This is a genomic window from Rhizobium sp. 05N49 (genome assembly GCF_056396805.1).
This window is the reverse complement of sequence record NZ_JBFTME010000001.1, coordinates 315,617-338,019: the sequence shown is the minus strand read 5'-3', so window position 1 is coordinate 338,019 and position 22,403 is coordinate 315,617. Positions and strand designations below refer to the sequence as shown.

Below are 22,403 nucleotides of genomic sequence, written 5' to 3'. Positions count from 1 at the left end.
GAATTGCGCGGAAAAGGTCTAATTGGCCAGATGGCTGCGCAGGATCGCGGCCGTCTCCTCATCGGCCGGGAAGAGCGTCTCGATTGCGAGTTCCGACAGGGTGATATCGACGGGCGTGCCGAAGACTGTTGTCGTCGAGATGAAGGAGAGAAGGCCGGCTTTGGTCGAAAGCTGCAGGGGCACGGCGATGCCGGCGAGGTCGGTGTGGGGCTCGGCCGCCTCTTTGGGCGCGGGGTAGGAGAGCAGTTCCTTCAAGAGCTTTTCCAGCACGGGATCGCCCGAGACAGATATCTGTTGGCGCAGCCTATCGAGCAGGTGGGCACGCCATTCGGCGAGATTGGCGATTTGCGGTGCCAGGCCCTGCGGGTGCAGGCTGAGGCGGAGCACGTTGACGAGTGGTTCCAGCAAAGTGGGATCGGCGATGGTTTCGAGCAGCGGCGTCAGGGCGGCGTTGGCCGCGATCAACGTCCAGTGGCGGTCGATCGCGATGGCGGGGTAGGGCTCATGGCCTTTCAGCACCCTGTCGATGGCGCGGCGTGCAGGAAGAAGGGCCGGATCGTCCAGTTTGCGTTCGGCAAAGACGGGGGCGAAACCCGCTGCCAGAAGCAGCGGGTTGCGATCACGCAAGGGGACGCCGAGGCGTTCGGCCAGATGCAACAGCATTTCGCGGCTCGGGGTCGAGCGCCCGCTCTCGATGAAGCTCAGGTGCCGTTGCGAGATATCGGCTTCCAGCGCGAGATCGAGCTGGCTCATGCGGCGGCGCTGGCGCCATTCGCGCAGATGATCTCCGAGAGAGCGGGCGGTCGGGCTCATCAGGCGGCTTCCGGCAGTTGGTCGATGAAGCCGCGGACGGATTTCAGCTTGCCGTCTTCGAGTTCGGCGAAATCCGTGCCCTTGATCAGCGCTTCGCCATTGTCGGGGCCGAGGCCCCAGGAGAAGCGCAGGTTGTCGCCGTAGCCATCGGCGGTGCCGATCAATTCGAAGCGGAAGCCGGGGAAGCGGCTCTGCACGGCCTCGACCAGCGAATTGATCTGCTCATGGCCTTCGCCGCGCATCAGCGGGTCGATATAGGTCGCGGCTTCCGTCCAGCTCTCGGCGATCAGCGCACGGCGGCGGGTGGCATCCGTCTCGTTCCAGATCGCGAGATACCGCTCGGCGTTGGTCCTTGCCTTGTTCATCTGGGTGTCGTTCATCGGGTCGTCTCCTTTTGATCGCCTGCCATGTTCAGGCAGGGCGATCATCGGCGAAAGCGGTGCAGCCTATCAATTACGCCTGACGTAATGGAAGCCTGATTGCCGGAATCAAATCCAGGTCGCGGCTTGGTGATTTGACAGGTGAGGAGCGAGCCCGAAGATTTGCGGCAACTCTTTTGCCCCGGGAGGAGAAACCCCATGAAAACCCGTTCCTGCAAGGCTTTAGCCGCCTTCGCCATCGCGCTTCTGGGCGCTCCGGCCACGCAAGCGAATGTGATCGACGACTGGAATACGATCAAGGTGCCCGCTGCACCCGTGCTGAGGCCGGTCAATGTGAATTTATCGGATACGGCGCTGCTGCTGCTCGATTTCAACGGCGCGCAGGACCCATCGAAAGGCCCGTGCAACACGAAGACCAAGCCGCGTTGCATCGCCTCGCTGCCGAAGGTGGAAAAGCTTCTGAACGAGGCACGCAAGAGCGGCGTGCCCGTCATCTACAGTATCACCGGCGGCGCCACGAAGGGCGATATCGCCAGCGTATTGGCGCCGAGAGAGGGCGATCCGGTGGTGCAGGGCGGCGCCAACAAGTTCATCAACACCGATCTCGAAAAGATCCTGACCGAAAAGCATATCAAGACCATCATTGTGGCCGGCACGGCATCCGAGGGGGCGGTGCTGAATACGGCGGCCTATGCGGCGCTGACCGGCATGAATATCATCCTGCCGGTCGACGGCATGTCGTCGACCGATCCCTATGCCGAGCAATATGTCGCCTGGCATTTCGCCAATGCGCCGGGTGTTTCGGCCAAGACAGTGTTGACGACCATCGACGAGATCAAATTCTAGACGCCAAGCCAGACACGCAGCGGGTTTGCGGGGTCGGAGAGCAGCTTTATCGCAAAGGCGATGCAGACGATGACGAGCAGCGGCTTGATGAGCCTTGCGCCGATGCGCATGGCGAGCCGCGAGCCGAGCTGCGCGCCGAGGAACTGGCAGGCACCCATCAGCAGGCCGATCTTCCAGAGCGTGGCGCCGAAGCTTGCGAAGACGACGAGCGCGCCGAAATTCGAGCCGAGATTGAGAAGCTTGGTATGGGCGGTCGCCTTCAGCATGCCGAAGCCGGCAAGCGTGACGAAGGCCAGCATGAAGAAGGAGCCGGTGCCGGGGCCGAAGACGCCATCGTAGAAGCCGATGATCGGCACCAGCGTCAGCCCGAAGAGGAAGGGCGTCATCCGGCGGTGCGTGTCGGAATCATTCAGGTTCGGCTTGACGGCGAAGAAGATGGCGATCGCCATCAGGAGCACCGGCATCACGGCCTGCAGAACCTGGCCGGGCACGAGCGTGGCAAGGGCCGCACCCAGCGAGCCACCCATGACGGCCATCAGCGCCATCGGCAATTGGTCCGAAAGCTTCACATGGCCCTTGCGGGCATAGGCGATGGTTGCAGAGGCGGCGCCGAAGAGGGACTGCACCTTGTTGGTGCCGAGCGTCTGCAGCGGCGGAATGCCTGCAATCAGCATGGCAGGGACGGTGATGAGGCCGCCGCCGCCGGCGATGGAATCGACGAAACCGGCAAAGAAGGCAGCCGCGCAGAGCAGCAGAAGCAGATGGATGGCGATGTCAGGCAAGAGATTATTCCGGGAGGGGCATTCGGGGCGGGGGCTTTCGGGCGGCCTTGTTGCATTTCCGGCCATGAGCTGCAATGGCATGGCGGACACAGCGGGGCGCAATCGGCTGATGGGAATGAGCGACATCACCATTGATGAGACAAGGCGGCATGTGCTCGGGCTCGGCTGCGAGCGCGGGACTTCGCCTGCCGAGGTGATGGCCTTAGCAGCCCAGGCGCTGGACGCGGCCGGTATCGCGGGCACGGCGCTGGCTGCGGTTGCCTCGATCGACAGCCGCAGGCAAGAGCCGGCGATCCTTGCCGTTGCCGCGCATTTTTCCGTGCCTGCCGTGTTCTTCGATGCGGCGCGGCTGGAAGCGGAGACGCCGCGGCTGAAAAATCCCTCCGAGATCGTCTTTGCCCGCGTCGGCTGCCATGGGGTGGCGGAAGCGGCGGCCCTTGCGGCCCTGGGCGCGGATGCTGAACTCGTGCTCGGCAAGATCAAATCTCGACATGCGACAGCGGCCGTCGCCCGCATCGGGTTGCACAAAGCCTGACGGGCGCTATGGTGGCGGCACTTCGCGGCGCCATCCGGCTGCCGGCGACTCGCATCCGGAGCACTTCCGATCCTGATTCACGGATTTGCTCTATCCCTTTGTTTTTATGCAGTTTCGAGTACAAGGCCGCCGCACGGTTTTGCTGGAATTGTTCTGGAGGATACACATGCACAAGGTCATTTATGACACGGATCCGGGCGTTGATGACGCAATGGCGCTGCTTTTCCTGCACCGCCATCCCGAGATCGATCTGGTCGGCATCACCACTGTCTTCGGCAATGCCTCGATCGAGACGACGACGCGCAATGCGCTGTTCCTGAAGCGGGAATGGGATATCGCGGCCCCCGTTGCCAAGGGTGCAAGCGTCACCATCGATCCCAAGCGTCACGAGCGCCCCTGGCCGACCATGGTGCATGGCGAAAATGGGCTTGGCGACATGCCGGTGCCCGAGACGATCGACCTGCCGCTCGATCCGCGTCCGGCATATCGCTTCATCATCGAGACCGTGCGGGCCAATCCGGGCGAGGTGACGCTGGTTGCCGTCGGCCGCATGACGAACCTCGCGCTGGCGCTGAAGGAAGATCCCGGCATTGCAGGCCTCGTGAAGGAAGTCGTCATCATGGGCGGCAATTTCTATGTGCCAGGCAATGTCTCGCCGGTTGCCGAAGCCAATATTCATGGCGATCCGGAAGCGGCCGATATCGTGCTGACCGCGCCGTGGAAGGTCGTCGTCATCGGTCTCGATGTGACCGCGATCACGACGATGAGCAGGGCCTATCTGCGCGRCATGGCTGACAAGGGCGACAAGGCGGTCAAGCAGCTCGACGAGCTCTCGCAATCCTATATCGACTTCTACAAGCATGCGGTCGAGGACGGAATGATGGTGCATGACAGCTGTGCTGCCGTCTATGTCGTGGCGCCGGACCTGTTCAAGACGATTACCGGCGCGCTGCGCGTCGTCTGTGGCGGCATTGCCGATGGCCAGACCGTGATCAAGCCGGACGGCCGCCGTTTCCCGCCGGGCGACTGGGATGGCCTGCCGAGCCAGGTGGTTGCAACCGGTATCGAGTCGGAAAAGGTGCTCTCCCTGATCCGCGATACACTGCTGCGCGTCTGATTGCCTCAGACGGGCCGGATGCGCGATCTGCTGCCGGCCCGTTTCCGATTCCGGAATCCAATCAATCGTTTATCTGGGTTGCTTGCGAGCTTGATTCTGGTTCTTGCGGAGTTGATTCAATCCCGTTTCGTCAACTTCCAGTGTGCGGCCCTTGACGCCGTTGACCTCGTCATCCCGCGGGCCTAGATCAGCTGGATGATCGATGGTGCATTCTCACATCTGCCGGCGCTGGAGCCGGGCAGCGTCTGGCTTGTCGGCGCTGGTCCGGGTGACCCGGGCCTGCTGACGCTGCTTGCTGCGAAGGGATTGGCGGAAGCCGATGTTGTCGTCCACGACGCGCTGGTCAACGAAGACTGTCTGAAGCTCGCGCGAACGGGTGCGGAGCTCGAATATGCTGGCAAACGCGGCGGCAAGCCCTCGGCCAAACAGCGGGATATTTCCCTGCGGTTAGTGGAACTGGCGCGGGCGGGCAAACGCGTGCTGCGGCTGAAGGGCGGCGATCCCTTCGTTTTCGGCCGTGGCGGGGAAGAGGCGCTGACGCTGGTCGAGCACAATATCCCGTTCCGCATCGTGCCAGGCATCACGGCCGGCATCGGCGGGCTGGCCTATGCCGGCATTCCGGTCACGCATCGCGAGATCAATCATGCGGTGACGTTCCTCACCGGCCACGATTCCTCCGGCATCGTTCCCGATGCGATCAACTGGGGCGCGATCGGCAAGGGTTCGCCCGTCATCGTCATGTATATGGCGATGAAACATATCGCGCAGATCAGCGCCAATCTGATTGCATCGGGCCGTTCGGCATCCGAGCCCGTCGCCTTCGTTTGCAATGCGGCGACCGGCGAGCAGCAGGTGCTGGAAACCACGCTTGGAGAAGCGCCTGCAGCAGTTGCCGCTTCCGGGCTGGAGCCGCCGGCAGTCGTCGTCGTCGGCGAGGTGGTGCGGCTTCGCGCTTCGCTTGACTGGCTCGGCGCGCTCGGCGGGCGCCGCCTGCAGCCCGATCCCTTTCGTCATGCCGGCGGGCAGGGAAAGGAGACGGCATGAGCGGATTGCTGATCGCTGCGCCATCCTCCGGTTCCGGCAAGACCACGGTAACACTCGGGCTGCTCAGGGCGCTGCGCAATCGAGGCGTCGCCGTTGCGCCCGGCAAGGCCGGTCCCGACTATATCGATCCGGCCTTCCATGCCGCGGCGAGTGGCTCGCTCTGCCTGAATTTCGATCCCTGGGGCATGCGGCAGGAGCTGATATCGGCTAACGCGACACTGCATCGTTCCGGCGACCGCGTGTTGCTCATTGAGGGCATGATGGGCCTGTTCGACGGGGCGGCCGACGGGCGCGGCACGGCGGCGGAACTTGCGGCGCAGCTTGGGCTTTCCGTGGTGCTGGTCGTCGATGCCTCGCGGTTGTCGCAATCGGTGGCGCCCCTCGTCAGCGGCTTTGCGGGATTTCGCGCCGATGTGCGCATTGCCGGCGTCATCCTGAACAAGGTCGGCAGCGACCGGCATGAGATGATGCTGCGTCAGGCGCTGGAAGCGATCCGCATGCCCATCGTCGCTGTCATCCGCAAGGATGCGATGCTGGCGCTGCCCGAGCGGCATCTCGGGCTGGTGCAGGCCGGCGAGCATGGGGCGCTCGAGGAATTCATCGAATATGCGGCCAATGCCGTTTCCGAAGAGTGCAATTTCGAGTTCCTGATGCGCATCGCGCGGCAGGGCTTGAACCGGCCCTCGGCTGCCAATATCGCCCGGCTGATGCCTTTCGGCCGGCACATCGCCGTTGCCCGCGATATCGCCTTTGCCTTCTGCTATGAGCACATGCTGCTCGGCTGGCGGCGGCGCGGGGCGGAGATTTCCTTCTTCTCGCCGCTTGCCGATGAAGCGCCGGCAGCCGATGCCGATGCGATCTATCTTCCCGGCGGCTATCCGGAACTGCATGCAGGAAAGCTGGCGGCCGCGCAGAATTTTGCCAGGGCGATGAAGGCCGCGGCGGCCCGCGGCCTGCGCATCTACGGCGAATGCGGCGGCTACATGGTGCTCGGCGACGGACTGATCGATGGGGAAGGCGTGCGCCATGAAATGCTCGGCCTGCTGCCGGTCGTCACCAGCTATGAGACGCGCCAGCGGCACCTCGGCTATCGGCAGGTGACGCCGCTTGCGGGCGCCTTCTTCGACAAGGCGATGACGGCGCATGAATTTCACTATTCCACCATCGTCTCCGAAGGCGAGGGCGACCGGCTGTTTGCGACGCAGGATGCGCTTGGAAACGATCTCGGTGCGGCGGGTCTCAGGCGCGGGCAGGTGGCCGGCTCCTACATGCACCTGATCGATCTTGCCGGGACAGCCGCATGAACGCGCCCATGGTGCATGGCGGCGGCATTACCGCGGCGGCAGCAAGCTTCGGCGGCCGGCTGGAGGACTGGCTCGATCTTTCGACCGGCATCAATCCCAACCCGGTGGCGCTGCCGGAAATCCCTGCAAGGGTCTGGCATCGGCTGCCGGATCGGCATCTTATCGAGACGGCGCGGCATGCGGCGCGGGACCACTATCGCAGCGGCGGAATCCTTCCCCTGCCGGTTCCGGGCACGCAGTCCGTCATCCAGCTTCTGCCGCGCCTGGTTGCGGTCGGCGGGCTTTCCGCTGAGGGCCGGCGCGTGGCGATCCTCTCCCCGACATATGGAGAGTATGCGCGAGCTTTTACGGCGGCCGGTTTCGTCGTCGATGCGGTTGATCATATCGATGATATCGGCGCGCAGCACAGGCTGGCCGTCGTGGTCAATCCGAACAACCCGGATGGCCGGATCCATGCTGCCGACAGGCTGGAAGCGTTGCATGAGCGGCTGAAGGCGGGCGGCGGTTTCCTTGTCGTCGACGAGGCTTTCGGGGATACAAGCCCGGACACGAGCCTTGCGCCGCGTGCAGCTAGGCTTTCGAACCTGATCATCTTCCGCTCCTTCGGAAAATTCTTCGGGCTGGCGGGGCTGCGGCTCGGCTTTGCCATTGCGCGGGGCGATATTCTTGCGCGTTTCGAGGACTGGCTCGGCCCCTGGGCCGTATCGGGGCCGGCTCTTTCGATTGCCGGTTTGCTGTTGAGTTCTGATGTCTCCGGGATCGCCACCTCGATTGCCGAGCGGCAGGTGGGCCTGCATGCGGTGCTGGCCGGGGCCGGCCTTGTCATTGCCGGCGGTACACCGCTTTTTACCCTTGTTGCCGACGCCAGGGCCGGTGACATTTACACGACTCTCTGCCGCCATCATATTCTCGTCCGCCGGTTCGATTATGCGCCGGACTGGCTGCGCTTCGGCCTTGCCCCCGACGCTGCCGATGATGCAAGACTTGCCGCGGCCCTTCGGAGCATTGACCGATGAATTTCGATGAACATTTTCTGGTGCTGGTTCTGGCACTGCTGCTCGACCGCATCATCGGCGATCCGCAATGGCTGTGGATGCGCGTGCCGCATCCCGTCGCGATCTTCGGCAAGGCGATCGGTTATTTCGACCAGCATTTCAACCGCGAGATCCTGAGCAAGGCACAACGCCGGCAGAATGGTGTTGTGGTGATCCTGGCGCTGTCGGTGCTCGCCGTCGTCACCGGGCTGGTGCTGCACTGGTTTCTCATGCTCTTCGGCCCTGTCGGCATCCTGCTCGAGGTTTTCTGCGTGGCGATCTTCCTGGCGCAGAAGAGCCTGTCGGATCACGTCGCGGCTGTCGCAACCGCGCTCAGGGCCGAAGGTCTCGTCGGCGGGCGCAAGGCGGTGTCGCGCATCGTCGGGCGCGATCCGGAAACGCTGGATGAGCCGGGTGTCTGCCGTGCGGCGATCGAGAGCCTCGCCGAGAATTTCTCCGATGGCGTCGTCGCACCGGCGCTCTGGTATGCGATCTTCGGCCTGCCGGGCCTGTTCTTCTACAAGATGCTGAATACCGCGGATTCAATGATCGGCCACCGCTCGGAGAAATATGTCGATTTCGGCTGGGCATCGGCCCGGCTCGACGATATCGCCAACTGGCCGGCTGCGCGCCTCTCCATCCTGTTGATCGCCGTCGGCGCAGGCATCCGCCGCGGCACAACCGCCTTCAGCCATGCCTTCCGCGTGGGTGTCCGCGATGGCAAGCTGCACCGTTCGCCGAATTCCGGCCGCCCGGAGGCGGCCATGGCCGGCGCGCTCGATCTCCAGCTTGCCGGCCCACGCGTCTATTCGGGCGTGGTCGTGCGCGAGCCGATGATCAACGGCACGGGCCGGGATGTGGCGACGGCAGGCGATGTGGAGGACGGGATTTCGGTCTTCCAGGCAAGCTGCATGGCGCTGACGCTGCTTACCTTCGTGGCCTTCGTCTGCCTGCTGTGAGCCAGGAATGTCCTATCCGGAAGAACAGCTGTGGGAGAAGATCAATGATGGCTGGACTTCCATGTCCTTCCGGCAGCGGCGTTTCTGGGATGCGATCCGCCGGCCGCCCGAGGAATGGAAATTGCCTGGCTACGACCGGTGCTGGGTCGTGGCGCTGATCGGTTCGACGGTGATCTATTACAATCAGTTCGAACATGGCTTCAATCGATCGACATGGACGCAATATGGTGTGATCGATCACTTCCAATCCCTGCAGGATGGGCTGGACGAGGCTGTCCAGCGGCAGCTCGATGTGCTGGATACCGGAAGTGATGTTGGCCCCTGGGCGAGCCCGCCGATCCTAGGCAGATATCCGAATTCCTAGGAATTTTGGGGGGCACGCCGTCCCCTAACCATCAGCAACATCACCAGCACTCCGCTCAACAGGCCGAGCGACAATGGCAGGCCCTGATGGCCGATCAACTGCATCGCCATGCCCGTTGCGGGCGAGCCTGCGATGCCGCCGAGGCCCCAGACGAGGGCAAAGGCGGCGTTGCCGGCGATCAGGGACTGGCCGGTGAAGCGCTCACCGAGCTGGATCAGCGACAGCGTGTAGATGCCGAAGGAGACGCCGCCCCAGGCGAAAAACAGGGGCCAGACGAGCAATGTGTCGAACAGCACGGGCAGGAGCAGGCAGCCGGCGAGCGAAGTCAGCACGCAGGCGAAAAGTGTGCGGCGCGAGCCGGATAATTCGGCGAGGCGGCCGAGCACGATCTGCAGCGCCGCATTGCCTGCGATGAAGCAGGTGATCAGCGCGGCGATGCGCTGCTCGGGGCTGCCGAGGGCGGCGCCATAGACGGTGAAAAGGGCGAGCAGAACCTGTTCGAAACCGGCGGCGACGAAAACGGCAAGGAGCAGGAGCGGTGCCCGCCTGAAAAAACCGGCGACCGATGTTGCTTCGCCCTCCTGGGGCATGGCGGGCAGGCGCCTTGCGACGGCAAAAACGATCAGGCCGCAGAGGAGGAAGGCCACGATACCGATCAGGAAGGGTGGCCAGCCTTCCGTGCCGGCAAGGCCGAGGGATAGCGGGCCGAGGGCGAATCCGCCTGATACGACCGAGGAATAGAGGCCCAGGATGCGGCCGCGGCGCGCGGCGGGCGTGATGGCGAGCAGCCAGGTTTCGCTGATGACGTAGAGCGGATTGGCGAAGACGCCGAGCAGGAAGCGCAGCGGCATCCAGGCCCAGACGTCTTGGATCGCGGCAATGGCGATCAGGCTCAGGGCTGCGAGGACCGAGCAGAGGATGGCAAGCCTGATGGCGCCGAAGCGGCGCGACAGGGCAGGAATGAAGGGGGCCGAGACGATGAAGCCTGTCGGTGTCATCGCTGCCGACAGGCCGATCAGGCCGGATCGTGTATCCTGCCGCTCAAGGATGAAGCTCAGGAGCGGATAGGTCAGGCCCTGCGCCATGGCGAAGACCGTGACGGTGGCGATGATGCCTGTCATCGCGGCCCATGGGAGGCGCGCATCTTGTGGCGGTGTCGCTGCCGACCCGTCGATTGTTGCTGCCAGCGAAAACTGGCGATCATCCATCATCGCGACATTCCTCACACGTGCCAGAAGAACCCGGTGGCCTCGAACCCTGCCTGTTGCGGCGTCAGGCCGATGTCGTCGAGCAGAGCGGGGCTGATCTTCGACCTTTGTTTCCATTGCCGGCGGATGAGGATCTGCCGGAACCAGCGTGCGATCACGCCTGCCGGGATGAACGGACCCTGATACCGACGCGACGATCTGCGATGCGGGGCGCATGCAAGGGTGCAGCAATCGCTCATGATTACCTCCATTGGCTTTGAAGGTTCGCAACCTTCGCCTTCGAACGAGCCTGGAGTCTGGACGATGCGGCGGGCCCCGTAATTAAGCGCTTCCAAAAAGTTCTCAAAAATTTCCAAACCGTCGAAAGGTTGCCATTTGGCTACCTATATTGACAGCGAGGCCGCCCCATGCTTAGGTAGCCATATGGCTACGTATCAACCAGACTTGCCCCGTATCTTTGGCGCTCTCTCCGATCCCACGCGGCTCGCGGTCGTCGAAAGGCTCGTGAGGGGCCCGGCGTCGGTCTCCGAACTGTCCGAACCCTTTGATCTCGCACGCCCTTCCTTTCTCAAGCACCTGCGGGTTCTCGAGGAGGCCGAGCTTGTAACATCCGTCAAATCGGGCAGGGTTCGGACCGTCAGTCTTTCGCCGGATGCACTGGGTTGGGTCGAGTCATGGGTGCACACGCATCGCCGGGCCTTGGAAGATCGCTTCGATCGCCTGGCCACGTTTCTTAATCAGGAGCAATGAGATGACGAGTCCGGAACAAGTTCACGAAACGATAGTGATTGAACGCGTCCTGCCGAATTGCCGCGACCATGTCTGGTCCGCCTGGGCGTTGATCGAGAAAAAGAAAGCGTGGTTCGGCCACGGCATGACCAAACTGGAATTCTGGCCCGGCGGGGCCGAGCATCTCACGCATGTCTCGGATATGGGCACGCACACCAACGAAACGCGGTATTTCGAGATCAAGGACCGTGAACGGATCGTCTTTGCCTATTCGATGGCGCTGAATGGGAGAGTTCATACCGTGTCGCTTGCCACAGTCATATTTGCAGACCACGGCGGCGGCACCCGGATGACATATACCGAACAGATGTGTGTCATTCCCCCGAGTGACGGCGCAGACGGCCGCAAACACGGATGGACGTCGCTGCTGAAATCGCTGGAGGACTTCCTGGCAACGGATACGAGACTATCGGCATGACGCATCAGGACATCAGGACATGACGGCCCCATCTTCCTTTCTTGGTCTTCCCGATCACTTCGCCGATGGCCGCACGCCGCATGCGGTGATCTTCTCGGCCGCGCACGGCAGCACCTATCCCGGCAAGGACAGCAGCGGCTATGCGCTCGCGGCCGCCGCCATTCGCGCCGCGAGCCGGGAGGATGCTGGTCTCGTCGAGCACTGGGATTTCGATCTCGGCGGCCCGCTCTTTGGCGGCGGGCCGGTCTCCTGCGTGGACGCCGGCGACATCGAGACCATCATGCATGACAATGCCGGCAACCGGGGACGGATCGAGGCGAAGACGCGTGAGATCCTGGCATTGCCGGCCGTGCCGATCCTGCTCGGCGGCGATGATTCCGTGCCCATTCCCTTCCTTGCGGGCTTTGCGGATCACGGGCCTGTCTGGGTCTTGCAGATCGATGCCCATATCGATTGGCGCGACGAACTTCATGGCGAGCGCCATGGCTATTCGAACCCGATGCGACGGGTCAGCGAGATGCGGCATGTCGCCGGCATCGTCCAGGTCGGCATGCGTGGCGTCGGCAGTGCACGCCCGACCGAGATCGAAGCCGCACTAAGCTATGGCAGCCGTCTCGTCACGGCGCGCGAGGTTCATGCCGGCGGTGTCGAAGCTGCCTTGCAGCATATTCCCGAGGGCGCGCGGGTCGTCGTCACTCTCGATTGCGATGGCCTTGATCCCGGCATCATGCCGGGAGTAGCGGCTCGCAGCCCGGGTGGGCTCACCTATACGCAGGCGATCGACCTGATCGCCGGGCTCGGCAGGCGGGCGCGCATCGCCGGTTTCGACCTCGTGGAGCTTTATCCTCCGGCCGACATTGACGGACTGTCGGCGCTCACCGCATCGCGCCTGCTCGTCAACGCGATCGGCGCCATCGTCAGGCAGGGCTGAAGCACTGCCTGCTGTCGTAGCATCGGCACCAGGCAGAGCGGTTCCAACCTGGCATGAAAGCCTCTAGGATGCGCGCCATGCAGGGAGCGCGTTTTGCCTTTGGTCCGTTCGTGCTTGATCCGGAGGCGGGAACGCTTCTGCGGAACGAAGATCCCGTTGCGGTCGGGCATCGCGGGGTAAGGCTGCTTGCCGCATTTGTCGGGAGGCCCGGCGAAATCCTGGCCAAGACCGAGCTGATGGACGCGGCCTGGCCGGGCACGGCGGTCGAGGAGGGCAATCTCACCGTCCAGATTGCGCAGCTGCGCAAGCTTCTGGGGCCTGCCGCGGATGGCGGCGAATGGATCTCGACGGTTCCGCGCATCGGCTACCGCTTCACCGGCACTATAAGACAGCTTGGCGGCGAGAAGCGGAAGCATTTGGCGCTGCCGGACAAACCCTCGATTGCCGTTCTGCCCTTTGTCACCGTCAGCGGCGATCCGGAGCAGGAAGATTTTGCGGATGGGCTGACCGAAGACCTGATCACTGATCTTTCCCGGACTTCCGATCTCTTCGTCATCGCCCGCAATTCGAGCTTCGCCTACAAGGGAAGGGCGATGGATGTGCGTGATATCGCAGGCGAACTCGGCGTGCGCTATCTGCTCGACGGAAGCGCCAGACGGGCCGCCGGGCGCGTGCGTATCAATGCCCGGCTCGTCGATGCCGAAAGCGGCGATCATCTCTGGGCGGAGCGTTTCGATCGCAGCCTTGAGGATATATTTGCAGTTCAGGACGAAGTCACCGGCAAGATCGTCGAAGCGCTGCTTGGCAGGCTGCGCCCTCTGCCGCCACGCAATCGGCCGAAGAATCTGGAGGCCTATGATCTCTGCGTGCGGGCGCGCACGCTGATGGACGATGTGCCGCAAACTGCGCGGGAAACGCAGCTGATGCTGACGCGGGCGATTGCGCTCGATCCTGATTATGCCGAGGCGCATCGCTGGCTTGCGCTGAACCACTGGATGGGGTGGGTGCATAGCGGCGGTCCGACCAAGGCCGATCGCGGCAGGGCGCTGGAGCTGGCGCGCAAGGCGGTGGCGCTCGATGCCAACGATGCCGGCTGCCGCTGGGTGCTTGCCTATCTCCTTGCCTATGAGCGGAGTTTTACGGAGGCAGATGCGGAGTTCGAAAAGGCGATCGAACTCGACCCGAACGAGGCCGACACATGGGCGGCGCTGTCGGACATTTCCGTTCTCGCCGGGCGGATCGAGGAAGGTCTCGAACAGATCGGCAAGGCCTTTCGGCTGAACCCGTTTCCGGCCAGCTGGTATTATCTGACGCTCGGTCAGGCGCAATATGCCTGCCGCAACTATGAAGCCGTCGTCGAGACGCTGCGGCGCGACGAGACCTATCGCACCAGTTCACGCCGGTTTCTGGCGGCAGCCCTGGCACAGCTCGGGCAGATCGAAGAGGCGCGCGCCGAGGTCGAGCTGTTTCTCGTCGCCAATCCGCAATTTTCGATCGGCCACTGGGCCGAGATGGAGCCCTTCCGCGATGCGGCCACGCTTGCGCATTTCATCGATGGTTATCGCAAGGCCGGATTTCCGGAGTGAATGCGTCAGCTGATTGCGCGTCGTCGAACGGCAATTTGTGGCCGTGCTCGATCAGCGTTACCTTATAGTGGTTCAGATAGGCCCATAGAGTGTTGCGAAGCTCGTTGAGTTTCTTATAGCCCGGCGCGGCTCTGCCGACCTCGTTGCAGATCAGGTCCGCCTTCCAGCACATGGCGTAGAGGTTGTCGCCCTGGACGAGGACGCCCGGGAAGGCGCGATCAGGATGGCGCATGATGGCAGCATTGGTCTTGTCCGACAGTATTTCGACGTTTTCACTGCGCATTGGCACCTCGGGATCAACTGGCTGCGTTGTTGGAACATAAAGGACTTTGCTCGGCAACGCCTTACATCGATGAAGGGCTGCCCTCTAGCTGAACCTGTCTCCGGCCAGCTGGTATTATCTCATACTCGGACGGGCGCAATATGCCGCCCGTGACGACGAAGCCACGCTTGCGCATTTCATCGATCGCTATCGCAAGGCCGGGTTTCCGGAGTGAGTGCGTCAGCTAATCTCTGAAGTGGCTGCGTCCTTACCTAATTTTTCCTCTACCACGAGAAGTATATTGCCATGCGCGGCTACGAACGCATCCGGTCCATGTTGCTTGATATGTGAGAGTGCCTGTTTGCGGCATTGACGCTCATGGTTGATGCGGTAGTTGCATAGGCGCCGCCAGCCTTTGTGCTGGAGCGCGATCCTTTGCGCCTCGACGATCCCAACCCCCAATGCCTCTCTGATATCCTTGATCAGGCGCTCCCACGACTCTCCCTCCTGGAAGAGCCTGTCGACCAAGTTTTTAATATCTTCTGACATTTCCATGAAGAATTATGCTCCGTTTAACTGCAAGAATTGATTGAAATCCAGTGTTGCCAACATTGCCCGGTGCCGTAATTCGCCCTCACTTGTTAAAAATGTGATTACCATTCGGCTTAAAGCAAAATAGTGAGTATTGCCGTACTGTCTTCTCTCGTTAGGCAGAAAAAAGCCTTTAAAGGTTCGATAGAGGGACGACCATGAAGACGTTTTTGGCGGTGGCGACCGCAGTATTGTTATTGCAATTTGCTCCCGTTGCGGCTGAGGCAGCAACGCTGGTTGCCAATGTCAGTCTCAGCAAGCAGACGATGACCGTTACCGAGAATGGTTGGGTGAAGTATCGCTGGAAGGTTTCCACCGCGCGCAAGGGTTATTCCACGCCGACGGGTTCGTGGAGCGCCAAGTGGCTGTCGCGCGATCACCGCTCGAAGAAATACGACAATGCRCCGATGCCGTTCGCCGTGTTCTTCAACGGCGGTTATGCCGTTCACGCCACCTTCGAGCGCAAGCGGCTCGGCACACCGGCCTCGCATGGCTGCGTGCGCCTCGATCCTGCCAATGCGGCCGAGTTCTTCTCGATGACGCGGGAAAACGGTCTCGCCAATACGCGCGTGGTCATCACGCGGTAATCACATCACGCAGTGATGAGACGCTCCAGCTCGTCCATATCGGGAACGGTGATATGCCGGTTGTTTTCGATGCGGATGACGCCCTGCTTGCGCAGCTTCGTCATCTGGCGGCTGACGGTTTCGATCGTCAGCCCCAGGAAATCAGCGATTTCGGCGCGTGAGAGCGGCAGATCGAAAGCCGTGCTGCAGGTCGTTTCCGGCTCCGCATGCGTGGCGATGAGATAGAGAAGGCTTGCGACCTTTTCCTGGGCCGTGCGGCGGCCGAGTGTCAGCATCCATTCCCGCGCAGCATCGAGTTCCTTCAGCGCCTGGGCGTGCAGGCTATGCTGCAGTTCCGGCGTATCCGTGATCATGCGATCGAGCAGGCGGCGGGGAAAGACGCAGATTTCCGCCGGCGTGGCCGCTTCGGCCGACAGCGTGCTTTCCGGCAGGAAGGGGCGACCGATGAAATCGGGCGCGAATTGCAGGCCGACGATCTGCTGGCGGCCATCGGGCATCACCTTGCAGAGCTTCACCACGCCATTCATGATGTTGGAATAGGACGAAACTTCTTCGCCTTGGGCGACGATCTCGCTGCCTGCATCGATCTTGCGGCGCATCGAATGCTTGCAGAGTTCGCGAAGCTGTGCGGTCGTCAGCGCGCTGCAGACGACGCCGTGGCGTGCCTCGCAGACGCGGCACGCTGCGGGAATGCTTATGTCTGGATCTTCACTGCGCGCGATATCCATGTCGATGCCCCGATCCGACCATTCGGCCTGCGTTCGTGATACGCCTTGGCCCGCTGGTCATCTATCCCGATTTCTTGCGGTTACGTCTTGATCTTTATCAATTCCGCCACGGATCCGATTTGATCCATGTCAAAGTTTCCTTTTTCAGCAGGTTTATTTGAAGGGGAACATCCGTGAAGGAAATTCCGGCCTTGAAAACAGATCTGCTGAAGAAATATTCCGGCCCTGTTCCGCGCTATACGAGCTATCCGACAGCGCCGCAATTGAACGCAAGTATAGGAGCCGGCGAATATGCGCTGTGGCTGGACGAGATTGCGCCCGGCTCCGCGGTTTCGCTCTACGTGCATATTCCCTATTGCGACCGGCTCTGCTGGTTCTGCGCCTGCCATACGAAGCAGTCGCTGCGCTACGAGCCGATTGCCGCCTATCTGCGCTCGCTGAAGAGCGAGATCGACATGGTGGCGCAACTGATCCCCGAGGCGCGCATCACAGCACTGCATCTGGGCGGCGGCTCGCCCACCATGCTGAAGCCCGAGGATATGATCGACCTCGTCGGCCATCTGAAGGCACGCTTCCGGTTCGAAGCGGATGCTTCCATCAGTGTGGAGATGGACCCGAACGATCTCGACGAGGCGCGCTACGAGGCGCTCTCGGAGATCGGCCTGACACGGGCAAGCCTCGGCGTGCAGGATTTCGATCCCGTCGTGCAGCAGGCGATCAACCGGCTGCAGACATTCGAGCAGACCAAGGATGTCGTCGATGCCGTCAGGGCGAGGGGCGTTCGCTCCGTCAATTGCGACCTGCTCTACGGGTTGCTGCACCAGACGCTCAAAAGCCTTGAGCGCACCGTCTCCGATATCCTGACACTCGACCCCGACCGGATCGCGCTCTTCGGTTATGCCCATGTGCCGTGGATGAAGAAGCACCAGACGATGATCGCAGAGGAGACTTTGCCCGATGCGGCCGAACGCTTCCGGCAGATGTCGCATGCGGCCGCAATGCTGTGCGCGGCAGGCTACCAGCCCGTCGGCATCGACCATTTCGCCAAGATTGACGACGGGCTGGCGGTTGCAGCCCGGGAGGGGCGCCTGCACCGCAATTTTCAGGGTTATACGGAGGACGAGGCGCCGGTATTGATCGGGCTCGGCGCATCCTCGATCGGGCGATTGCCGCAGGGTTACGTGCAGAACATACCCGCGACGGGCGAGTATCAGCGCATGGCCGACGCCGGCGGGCTTGCCGTGGTGCGCGGCATTGCGCTTTCCGACGATGACCGGCTGCGGGGCCATGTGATTGAGCGGCTGATGTGTGATTTCCGCTTTTCCTTCCGTGATCTCAGGCAGAGATTCGGTGCTGCGGCCGAGCCGCTGATATCGCAGGCGCGGCGCGTTGCAGCCATGGATCAGGACGGTCTTTGTGCCGTCGAGACGGACTGTTTTTGCATCACGGAGAGCGGAAAAGTCCTTAGCCGGGTGCTCGCTTCATGGTTCGATGCCTATCTCACCGTGGGCAAAGGGCGCCATTCCATTGCTGTTTAAGCAACACCTGTTCGTCAAATTGGCTTGCAACCGGGACGAAAGCATTGGCTTTTGAAATGGATTTGCCTATGAGGAGGGGAATCTTCATTTCCCAAGAGGTAGAGCGAGTGACCGCTACATTCGATAAAGTTGCCGACATCATTGCTGAAACCAGCGAGATCGACCGCGCAACGATCACGCCGGAGAGCCACACGATCGACGACCTCGGTATCGACAGCCTCGACTTCCTCGATATCGTTTTCGCCATCGACAAGGAATTCGGCATCAAAATTCCGCTCGAGAAGTGGACGCAGGAAGTCAATGAAGGCAAGGTTTCCACCGAAGAATACTTCGTGCTGAAGAACCTCTGTGCCAAGATCGACGAGCTGCGCGCCGCCAAGGCTTGACGCCAAGTCATCAGGTTTTTTTCACGCCCTGCCGCCATTGATATGGCGGCCGGGCGATTTTGTTCCTAAGTAGGCCTTCCGACGGGCTTTTTGCGCGTCGCGCCGGAGAAGTCTGATGCTGCTGGAATATTTCCAGATGATTGACCGCGTCGAGGCGGTGGACCTTGAGAAGCGCACGCTCGTTGCGCGCTCGGTCGTGCCGGCCAAGAGCCCCGTTTTCGAAGGGCATTTCCCGGGCATGCCGCTCGTTCCCGGTGTGCTTCTCATCGAGACCATGGCGCAGGCTTCCGGCATGCTGGTGCTTGCCGCCACCGATTTTACGTCCATGCCCTTCCTGATGTCGGTCGATGGCGCCAAGATGCGCACCTTCGTCGAGCCGGAAGCGGTGCTCGATATCGAGGCCTTCCTCGAACATGACGGCTCCGGTTTTGCCGTCACCAAGGCAAAGATCACCAGCGGCGGCAAGAAGGTCTGCGACGCGCAGCTGAAACTGCGCACCATGAATTTCAGCGAAATTCCGCTCGGCGATATCGTCAAGAAACGTGCCGAAGAGGTGGGCCTGATGGCCGCCATCGCTGCGCAGCGGGCGAAGGCCCAGGGGAGTGAATAGATGAGCAAGGCCGCCAATGACGTCGTCATCACCGGTGTCGGCATCGTAACCTGTCAGGGCGTCGGCAAGGATGCGCATATTGCGCTGCTGACGGCCGATGCCGCGCCCGCGACCATTGTCGAAACCGAGAAGTTCAAGCCCTATCCGGTCCATCCGCTGCCTGAGATCGACTGGTCGCAGCAGATCGCCAAGCGCGGCGACCAGCGCCAGATGGAAAACTGGCAGCGCATCGGCGTTTTTGCGGCCGGTCTGGCGCTCGACGATGCGGGCTTCAAGGATGATCTCGAAGCCTGCGGCACGATGGACATGATCGTTGCGGCCGGCGGCGGCGAACGCGACATCAATGTCGACACGCTGATCGTCGACGAGGGCCTGAAGCGCAACGACCGCGAGCTGCTGCTCAACGAGAAGCTGACGACGGAGCTGCGCCCGACGCTGTTCCTGGCGCAGCTTTCCAACCTGCTGGCCGGCAATATTTCCATCGTTCACAAGGTCACCGGCTCCTCGCGCACCTTCATGGGTGAGGAAGCATCCGGTGTTTCCGCCGTCGAGACGGCCTTCTGGCGCATCAAGTCGGGCGAATCCACCCATGCGCTCGTCGGCGCCGCCTTTGCTGCCGAGCGTCAGGACATGATCCTGCTGACCGAATCGATCGGCGCCAATACGCGCGGCGACTGGGCGCCGCTCTGGTCGCGCACCGGCCTTGAGGGCGGTGGCATAATCCTGGGTTCCGCCGGTGCCTTCCTGGTGCTGGAATCGCGCAAACATGCAGAAGAGCGCGGCGCGCATATCTATGCAACGATTGGTGCCGTCGAAGGCGATCGCGGTAATCGCGCCGGGGGCAATTTCGAAGTGCGCATGGAGCGGCTGCTGAAGCCTGCTGCCGATCTGCCGGCCGAGAGCACGGCGGTTTTCTCCGGCTCGACCGGCATGCATGAGCTTGCTGCCCGCGAAAAGGCAGTGCTCGAGCATCAGCTTCCGGGCGCCGCGATCCGCGGCTTCGGCGGCGTTTCCGGTCACACGCTCGAGGCGCAGTTCACGCTCGGTCTGGGACTCGCAGCGCTTGCCATCGATGCCAAGGCCAAGGTTCCGCCTTTCGATGCCGCGCAAGAGGCACCGATGAAATCAGCTACGAAGGCTGCCGTCGTGACGACAGTTGGACATCAGCGCGGCGAAGGCGTCGCCGTTCTCTCGGCAGAAGCGTGAGGAGTGACTGAAATGACAGCATCCGCTTATAAGGATCATCTCGGCCGTCCGATCGTCGCGGTCACCGGCACGGGCATCATCACTTCGCTCGGCCAGGGTTTGAAGGACAATTGGGCAGCCCTTTCGTCAGGCACATCGGGCATTCACGATATCACCCGCTTCCCGACCGACGGTCTTTCGACACGCATTGCCGGCACGGTCGATTTCATCGGCATCCCGGTGCCGAACGCCGTCGAGCGCTCCTATGCCTTTGCGCGCGAGACGACGATCGAAGCGCTTGCCGATGCCGGTCTTTCCGGCGATTTCAACGGTCCGCTGTTCCTGGCAGCACCGCCGATCGAGCCGGAATGGAGCGCCCGTTTCGAGCTTGCCGACCGTTCGCCGGCCGCCGATCATCCCGGCGATGCCTATGAGCGATTTTTAGCCGCCATGCGCCAGCGTCCCGATCCGGCCTTCCATGAGGCAGCGCTGTTCGGCGCGATCTCCGAGCGTCTGTCCGACCGCTTCGGCACGCGCGGCCTGCCGGTGACGCTGTCGACGGCCTGTGCATCGGGTGTGACGGCGATCCAGCTCGGTATCGAGGCGATCCGCCAGGGCCGCACGGAGCGCGCGCTGACGGTTGCGACCGACGGTTCGCTGAGTGCGGAAGCGCTGATCCGCTTCTCGCTGCTTTCGGCCCTTTCCACGCAGAACGATCCGCCGACCAAGGCCTCCAAGCCCTTCAGCAAGGATCGCGACGGCTTCGTCATTGCCGAGGGTGCGGCGACGCTGGTGCTGGAATCGCTTGAATCCGCCATCGCACGCGGCGCCAGGGTGCTCGGCATCATGAAGGGTGCCGGCGACAAGGCCGACAGCTTCCACCGCACGCGCTCTTCGCCCGATGGCGGTCCGGCGATTGCCACGATCCGCGCAGCGCTCGCCGATGCCGGCATGAGCGAGAACGATATCGGCTATATCAATGCGCACGGCACTTCGACGCCCGAAAACGACAAGATGGAATATGGCTCCATGTCCGCCGTCTTCGGCGAAAGGCTGGTCGGCATTCCGGTATCCTCGAACAAATCGATGATCGGACACACGCTGACGGCGGCAGGAGCGGTCGAGGCGGTGTTCTCGCTGCAGACGATGCTATCCGGCACGCTGCCGCCGACGATCAACTACAACAATCCGGATCCGTCGATCGTTCTCGATGTCGTGCCGAACAAGAAGCGGGAAGCCCAGGTTTCGGCCGTGCTTTCCAACTCTTTCGGCTTCGGCGGGCAGAACGCAAGCCTTGTCATGGCGCTCGAACCGGCATAAGCGGTTCCCGACAAATCAACCGATAAAAAAACGCCCCAGAGGCGAGAGGTTTTGCCATGCGCGCTTTGCAACTGATCGATGACCGCAAGCTTGAGATCACCGACCTGCCGGAACCGGATGCACCGTCGGCCGGCGAAGTGACGCTGCGCGTCAAGGCAGTTGCGCTGAACCATATCGATGTCTGGGGCTGGCGCGGCATGGCATTTGCCAAGCGCAAGATGCCGCTCGTCATCGGCGCGGAAGCCTCTGGCGTCGTCGAGGCGATCGGTCCGGGCGTAGCCAACGTGCTGCCCGGCCAGCTCGTGTCGATCTATGGCGCGCGCACATGCGGCCTCTGCCGTCCCTGCCGCGAAGGCCGCGACAATCTCTGCGAACATGTGTCCGGTGTACACGGCTTCCATCTCGATGGTTTCGCCCAGGAGAAGGTGAACCTGCCGGCGCGTCTGCTTGTTCCGGCGCCTCCCGGCGTCGATGCGATCGGCGCAGCCCTTGCACCCGTCACCTTCGGCACGGTCGAGCATATGCTCTTCGACAATGCCAAGCTCGAGCCGGGCGAGACGATCCTCGTTCATGCTGGCGGTTCGGGCATCGGCACGGCGGCGATCCAGCTTGCCAAGAAGATCGGCTGCACCGTCATCACCACCGTCGGCTCCGACGACAAGATCGAGAAGGCCAAGGCGCTCGGCGCCGATCACGTCATCAATTACCGCACCGATCGTTTCGAGGGCGTGGTGCGCAAGCTCACCAAGAAGAAGGGCGTCGATGTCGTCTTCGAACATGTGGGCAAGGATACCTGGGCGGGCTCCATGCTCTGCATGAAGCGCGGCGGGCGTCTCGTCACCTGCGGCTCGACCTCGGGTGTTTCGACCGAAATGAACCTGATGATGCTCTTCCAGCAGCAGCTTAAGCTCTTGGGATCCTTCGGTTGCCGCATGGAAAACATGGCCGACGCCATGCAGAAGATGGGGCGCGGCCTCGTCCATCCCGTCATCGATACCGAAGTCAGCTTCGACGATATCGACCGCGCGCTGGAGCGCATGGAAACCCGCCAGATCTTCGGCAAGATCATCCTGAAGATGGACTGAT

At 62.3% G+C, this 22,403-nt stretch carries 27 protein-coding genes; 19 read left to right on the top strand and 8 right to left on the bottom strand.

Going from position 1 to position 22,403, the window contains the following annotated elements; genetic code table 11:
- Nucleotides 1-18: 18 nt before the first annotated feature.
- Entirely contained in the window at nt 19-813 is a 795-nt protein-coding gene (locus AC1DF8_RS01790; protein ID WP_477994826.1) for a helix-turn-helix domain-containing protein, read from the bottom strand.
- Complete coding sequence (locus tag AC1DF8_RS01785; RefSeq protein WP_112546952.1) at nt 813-1,178, bottom strand: nuclear transport factor 2 family protein; 366 nt, start codon at nt 1,176-1,178, stop codon at nt 813-815. Before AC1DF8_RS01785 ends, AC1DF8_RS01790 begins: the two co-directional genes overlap by 1 nt.
- 213 nt (nt 1,179-1,391) lie before the next feature.
- Here AC1DF8_RS01785 and AC1DF8_RS01780 point away from each other — a divergent pair, with 213 nt between their 5' ends.
- Nucleotides 1,392-2,039 (top strand): isochorismatase family protein, encoded by a 648-nt coding sequence (locus AC1DF8_RS01780; protein WP_477994824.1) that lies wholly within the window; start codon nt 1,392-1,394, stop codon nt 2,037-2,039.
- Here the strand turns inward: AC1DF8_RS01780 and AC1DF8_RS01775 are convergent.
- Nucleotides 2,036-2,821 carry a TSUP family transporter gene (locus tag AC1DF8_RS01775; protein ID WP_477994822.1) on the bottom strand — a complete coding sequence of 262 codons (786 nt, stop codon included), beginning with the start codon at nt 2,819-2,821 and terminating at the stop codon, nt 2,036-2,038. The genes AC1DF8_RS01780 and AC1DF8_RS01775 overlap by 4 nt on opposite strands.
- Before the next feature lie 115 nt (nt 2,822-2,936).
- On the opposite strand from AC1DF8_RS01775, the gene AC1DF8_RS01770 reads away from it, so the two are divergent.
- The 7 genes from AC1DF8_RS01770 to AC1DF8_RS01740 all read left to right on the top strand — a co-directional run bounded on the left by AC1DF8_RS01770 (nt 2,937) and on the right by AC1DF8_RS01740 (nt 9,178).
- Complete coding sequence (locus AC1DF8_RS01770; protein WP_477995058.1) at nt 2,937-3,356, top strand: cobalamin biosynthesis protein; 420 nt, start codon at nt 2,937-2,939, stop codon at nt 3,354-3,356.
- 166 nt (nt 3,357-3,522) lie between these two features.
- Nucleotides 3,523-4,473, top strand: coding sequence for a nucleoside hydrolase (locus tag AC1DF8_RS01765; protein ID WP_477994820.1), 951 nt, complete (start codon nt 3,523-3,525; stop codon nt 4,471-4,473).
- Between the two features lie 195 nt (nt 4,474-4,668).
- Nucleotides 4,669-5,517 (top strand): uroporphyrinogen-III C-methyltransferase, encoded by an 849-nt coding sequence (gene cobA / locus AC1DF8_RS01760; RefSeq protein WP_113016675.1) that lies wholly within the window; start codon nt 4,669-4,671, stop codon nt 5,515-5,517.
- Complete coding sequence (locus tag AC1DF8_RS01755) at nt 5,514-6,821, top strand: cobyrinate a,c-diamide synthase (RefSeq protein ID WP_477994818.1); 1,308 nt, start codon at nt 5,514-5,516, stop codon at nt 6,819-6,821. The genes cobA and AC1DF8_RS01755 overlap by 4 nt, the downstream gene beginning before the upstream one ends.
- The gene (cobD, locus tag AC1DF8_RS01750) at nt 6,818-7,837 is read left to right on the top strand and encodes a threonine-phosphate decarboxylase CobD (protein ID WP_477994816.1); all 1,020 of its coding nucleotides are present in this window, start codon (nt 6,818-6,820) and stop codon (nt 7,835-7,837) included. Before AC1DF8_RS01755 ends, cobD begins: the two co-directional genes overlap by 4 nt.
- Complete coding sequence (gene cbiB, locus AC1DF8_RS01745) at nt 7,834-8,814, top strand: adenosylcobinamide-phosphate synthase CbiB (protein ID WP_112969347.1); 981 nt, start codon at nt 7,834-7,836, stop codon at nt 8,812-8,814. Before cobD ends, cbiB begins: the two co-directional genes overlap by 4 nt.
- A gap of 7 nt (nt 8,815-8,821) precedes the next feature.
- Nucleotides 8,822-9,178, top strand: a complete 357-nt coding sequence (locus AC1DF8_RS01740) for a hypothetical protein (protein WP_477994813.1) — start codon at nt 8,822-8,824, stop codon at nt 9,176-9,178.
- On the opposite strand, the gene AC1DF8_RS01735 is transcribed toward AC1DF8_RS01740, so the two are convergent.
- Both AC1DF8_RS01735 and AC1DF8_RS01730 read right to left on the bottom strand, forming a co-directional pair.
- On the bottom strand, nt 9,175-10,299 hold the full coding sequence (locus AC1DF8_RS01735) for an MFS transporter (protein ID WP_477995057.1): 1,125 nt from the start codon (nt 10,297-10,299) through the stop codon (nt 9,175-9,177). The genes AC1DF8_RS01740 and AC1DF8_RS01735 overlap by 4 nt on opposite strands.
- A 101-nt stretch (nt 10,300-10,400) precedes the next feature.
- Entirely contained in the window at nt 10,401-10,625 is a 225-nt protein-coding gene (locus tag AC1DF8_RS01730) for a DUF1127 domain-containing protein (protein ID WP_477994811.1), read from the bottom strand.
- A 184-nt stretch (nt 10,626-10,809) separates the two neighbouring features.
- Here AC1DF8_RS01730 and AC1DF8_RS01725 point away from each other — a divergent pair, with 184 nt between their 5' ends.
- From AC1DF8_RS01725 to AC1DF8_RS01710, 4 genes are all read left to right on the top strand, one after another.
- Nucleotides 10,810-11,136: an ArsR/SmtB family transcription factor gene (locus AC1DF8_RS01725; RefSeq protein WP_112969351.1), complete on the top strand. Its 327-nt coding sequence runs from the start codon at nt 10,810-10,812 to the stop codon at nt 11,134-11,136.
- Nucleotide 11,137: 1 nt separating this feature from the next.
- Nucleotides 11,138-11,593 (top strand): SRPBCC domain-containing protein, encoded by a 456-nt coding sequence (locus tag AC1DF8_RS01720; protein ID WP_183885812.1) that lies wholly within the window; start codon nt 11,138-11,140, stop codon nt 11,591-11,593.
- Nucleotides 11,594-11,612: 19 nt separating this feature from the next.
- A complete protein-coding gene (locus AC1DF8_RS01715) occupies nt 11,613-12,524 on the top strand; it encodes an arginase family protein (RefSeq protein WP_477994809.1) in 912 nt (303 codons plus the stop codon).
- Nucleotides 12,525-12,601: 77 nt separating this feature from the next.
- The gene (locus AC1DF8_RS01710; protein WP_477994807.1) at nt 12,602-14,110 is read left to right on the top strand and encodes a winged helix-turn-helix domain-containing protein; all 1,509 of its coding nucleotides are present in this window, start codon (nt 12,602-12,604) and stop codon (nt 14,108-14,110) included.
- On the opposite strand, the gene AC1DF8_RS01705 is transcribed toward AC1DF8_RS01710, so the two are convergent.
- Both AC1DF8_RS01705 and AC1DF8_RS01700 read right to left on the bottom strand, forming a co-directional pair.
- On the bottom strand, nt 14,073-14,393 hold the full coding sequence (locus AC1DF8_RS01705) for a DUF6959 family protein (RefSeq protein WP_113210651.1): 321 nt from the start codon (nt 14,391-14,393) through the stop codon (nt 14,073-14,075). The genes AC1DF8_RS01710 and AC1DF8_RS01705 overlap by 38 nt on opposite strands.
- A 219-nt stretch (nt 14,394-14,612) precedes the next feature.
- Nucleotides 14,613-14,927, bottom strand: coding sequence for a hypothetical protein (locus AC1DF8_RS01700; RefSeq protein ID WP_113210650.1), 315 nt, complete (start codon nt 14,925-14,927; stop codon nt 14,613-14,615).
- A 194-nt stretch (nt 14,928-15,121) separates the two neighbouring features.
- Between AC1DF8_RS01700 and AC1DF8_RS01695 the strand changes: the two genes are divergently transcribed.
- On the top strand, nt 15,122-15,550 hold the full coding sequence (locus AC1DF8_RS01695) for a L,D-transpeptidase (RefSeq protein ID WP_477994805.1): 429 nt from the start codon (nt 15,122-15,124) through the stop codon (nt 15,548-15,550).
- Nucleotides 15,551-15,555: 5 nt separating this feature from the next.
- On the opposite strand, the gene AC1DF8_RS01690 is transcribed toward AC1DF8_RS01695, so the two are convergent.
- Nucleotides 15,556-16,278: a Crp/Fnr family transcriptional regulator gene (locus tag AC1DF8_RS01690; RefSeq protein WP_112546837.1), complete on the bottom strand. Its 723-nt coding sequence runs from the start codon at nt 16,276-16,278 to the stop codon at nt 15,556-15,558.
- Between the two features lie 191 nt (nt 16,279-16,469).
- On the opposite strand from AC1DF8_RS01690, the gene hemN reads away from it, so the two are divergent.
- The 6 genes from hemN (at nt 16,470) to AC1DF8_RS01660 (ending at nt 22,402) form a co-directional block, all read left to right on the top strand.
- Nucleotides 16,470-17,816, top strand: coding sequence for an oxygen-independent coproporphyrinogen III oxidase (gene hemN, locus AC1DF8_RS01685; RefSeq protein ID WP_477994802.1), 1,347 nt, complete (start codon nt 16,470-16,472; stop codon nt 17,814-17,816).
- A gap of 68 nt (nt 17,817-17,884) precedes the next feature.
- Complete coding sequence (locus AC1DF8_RS01680; RefSeq protein ID WP_112546838.1) at nt 17,885-18,202, top strand: acyl carrier protein; 318 nt, start codon at nt 17,885-17,887, stop codon at nt 18,200-18,202.
- Nucleotides 18,203-18,317: 115 nt separating this feature from the next.
- Nucleotides 18,318-18,812, top strand: a complete 495-nt coding sequence (locus AC1DF8_RS01675; protein ID WP_477994800.1) for a 3-hydroxyacyl-ACP dehydratase FabZ family protein — start codon at nt 18,318-18,320, stop codon at nt 18,810-18,812.
- Complete coding sequence (locus AC1DF8_RS01670; protein WP_477994798.1) at nt 18,813-20,018, top strand: beta-ketoacyl-ACP synthase; 1,206 nt, start codon at nt 18,813-18,815, stop codon at nt 20,016-20,018.
- A gap of 12 nt (nt 20,019-20,030) precedes the next feature.
- Complete coding sequence (locus AC1DF8_RS01665) at nt 20,031-21,317, top strand: beta-ketoacyl-ACP synthase (protein ID WP_477994797.1); 1,287 nt, start codon at nt 20,031-20,033, stop codon at nt 21,315-21,317.
- A 56-nt stretch (nt 21,318-21,373) separates the two neighbouring features.
- Entirely contained in the window at nt 21,374-22,402 is a 1,029-nt protein-coding gene (locus AC1DF8_RS01660) for a zinc-binding dehydrogenase (RefSeq protein ID WP_113016684.1), read from the top strand.
- Nucleotide 22,403: the final 1 nt, after the last annotated feature.

Excerpts from the sequence above, each read along its gene's own strand:
- AC1DF8_RS01670 (WP_477994798.1), top strand. The coding sequence starts at position 18,813 with ATGAGCAAGGCCGCCAATGACGTCGTCATCACCGGTGTCGGCATCGTA.
- AC1DF8_RS01740 (WP_477994813.1), top strand. The coding sequence starts at position 8,822 with ATGTCCTATCCGGAAGAACAGCTGTGGGAGAAGATCAATGATGGCTGG.
- AC1DF8_RS01710 (WP_477994807.1), top strand. The coding sequence starts at position 12,602 with ATGCAGGGAGCGCGTTTTGCCTTTGGTCCGTTCGTGCTTGATCCGGAG.
- AC1DF8_RS01715 (WP_477994809.1), top strand. The coding sequence starts at position 11,613 with ATGACGGCCCCATCTTCCTTTCTTGGTCTTCCCGATCACTTCGCCGAT.
- cobD (WP_477994816.1), top strand. The coding sequence starts at position 6,818 with ATGAACGCGCCCATGGTGCATGGCGGCGGCATTACCGCGGCGGCAGCA.
- AC1DF8_RS01725 (WP_112969351.1), top strand. The coding sequence starts at position 10,810 with ATGGCTACGTATCAACCAGACTTGCCCCGTATCTTTGGCGCTCTCTCC.
- AC1DF8_RS01700 (WP_113210650.1), bottom strand. The coding sequence starts at position 14,927 with ATGGAAATGTCAGAAGATATTAAAAACTTGGTCGACAGGCTCTTCCAG.
- AC1DF8_RS01780 (WP_477994824.1), top strand. The coding sequence starts at position 1,392 with ATGAAAACCCGTTCCTGCAAGGCTTTAGCCGCCTTCGCCATCGCGCTT.
- AC1DF8_RS01735 (WP_477995057.1), bottom strand. The coding sequence starts at position 10,299 with ATGACAGGCATCATCGCCACCGTCACGGTCTTCGCCATGGCGCAGGGC.
- AC1DF8_RS01660 (WP_113016684.1), top strand. The coding sequence starts at position 21,374 with ATGCGCGCTTTGCAACTGATCGATGACCGCAAGCTTGAGATCACCGAC.
- AC1DF8_RS01720 (WP_183885812.1), top strand. The coding sequence starts at position 11,138 with ATGACGAGTCCGGAACAAGTTCACGAAACGATAGTGATTGAACGCGTC.
- AC1DF8_RS01690 (WP_112546837.1), bottom strand. The coding sequence starts at position 16,278 with ATGGATATCGCGCGCAGTGAAGATCCAGACATAAGCATTCCCGCAGCG.
- cobA (WP_113016675.1), top strand. The coding sequence starts at position 4,669 with ATGATCGATGGTGCATTCTCACATCTGCCGGCGCTGGAGCCGGGCAGC.
- AC1DF8_RS01785 (WP_112546952.1), bottom strand. The coding sequence starts at position 1,178 with ATGAACAAGGCAAGGACCAACGCCGAGCGGTATCTCGCGATCTGGAAC.
- AC1DF8_RS01675 (WP_477994800.1), top strand. The coding sequence starts at position 18,318 with ATGCTGCTGGAATATTTCCAGATGATTGACCGCGTCGAGGCGGTGGAC.
- AC1DF8_RS01705 (WP_113210651.1), bottom strand. The coding sequence starts at position 14,393 with ATGCGCAGTGAAAACGTCGAAATACTGTCGGACAAGACCAATGCTGCC.
- AC1DF8_RS01790 (WP_477994826.1), bottom strand. The coding sequence starts at position 813 with ATGAGCCCGACCGCCCGCTCTCTCGGAGATCATCTGCGCGAATGGCGC.
- AC1DF8_RS01755 (WP_477994818.1), top strand. The coding sequence starts at position 5,514 with ATGAGCGGATTGCTGATCGCTGCGCCATCCTCCGGTTCCGGCAAGACC.
- AC1DF8_RS01770 (WP_477995058.1), top strand. The coding sequence starts at position 2,937 with ATGAGCGACATCACCATTGATGAGACAAGGCGGCATGTGCTCGGGCTC.
- AC1DF8_RS01730 (WP_477994811.1), bottom strand. The coding sequence starts at position 10,625 with ATGAGCGATTGCTGCACCCTTGCATGCGCCCCGCATCGCAGATCGTCG.
- AC1DF8_RS01665 (WP_477994797.1), top strand. The coding sequence starts at position 20,031 with ATGACAGCATCCGCTTATAAGGATCATCTCGGCCGTCCGATCGTCGCG.
- cbiB (WP_112969347.1), top strand. The coding sequence starts at position 7,834 with ATGAATTTCGATGAACATTTTCTGGTGCTGGTTCTGGCACTGCTGCTC.
- AC1DF8_RS01680 (WP_112546838.1), top strand. The coding sequence starts at position 17,885 with ATGAGGAGGGGAATCTTCATTTCCCAAGAGGTAGAGCGAGTGACCGCT.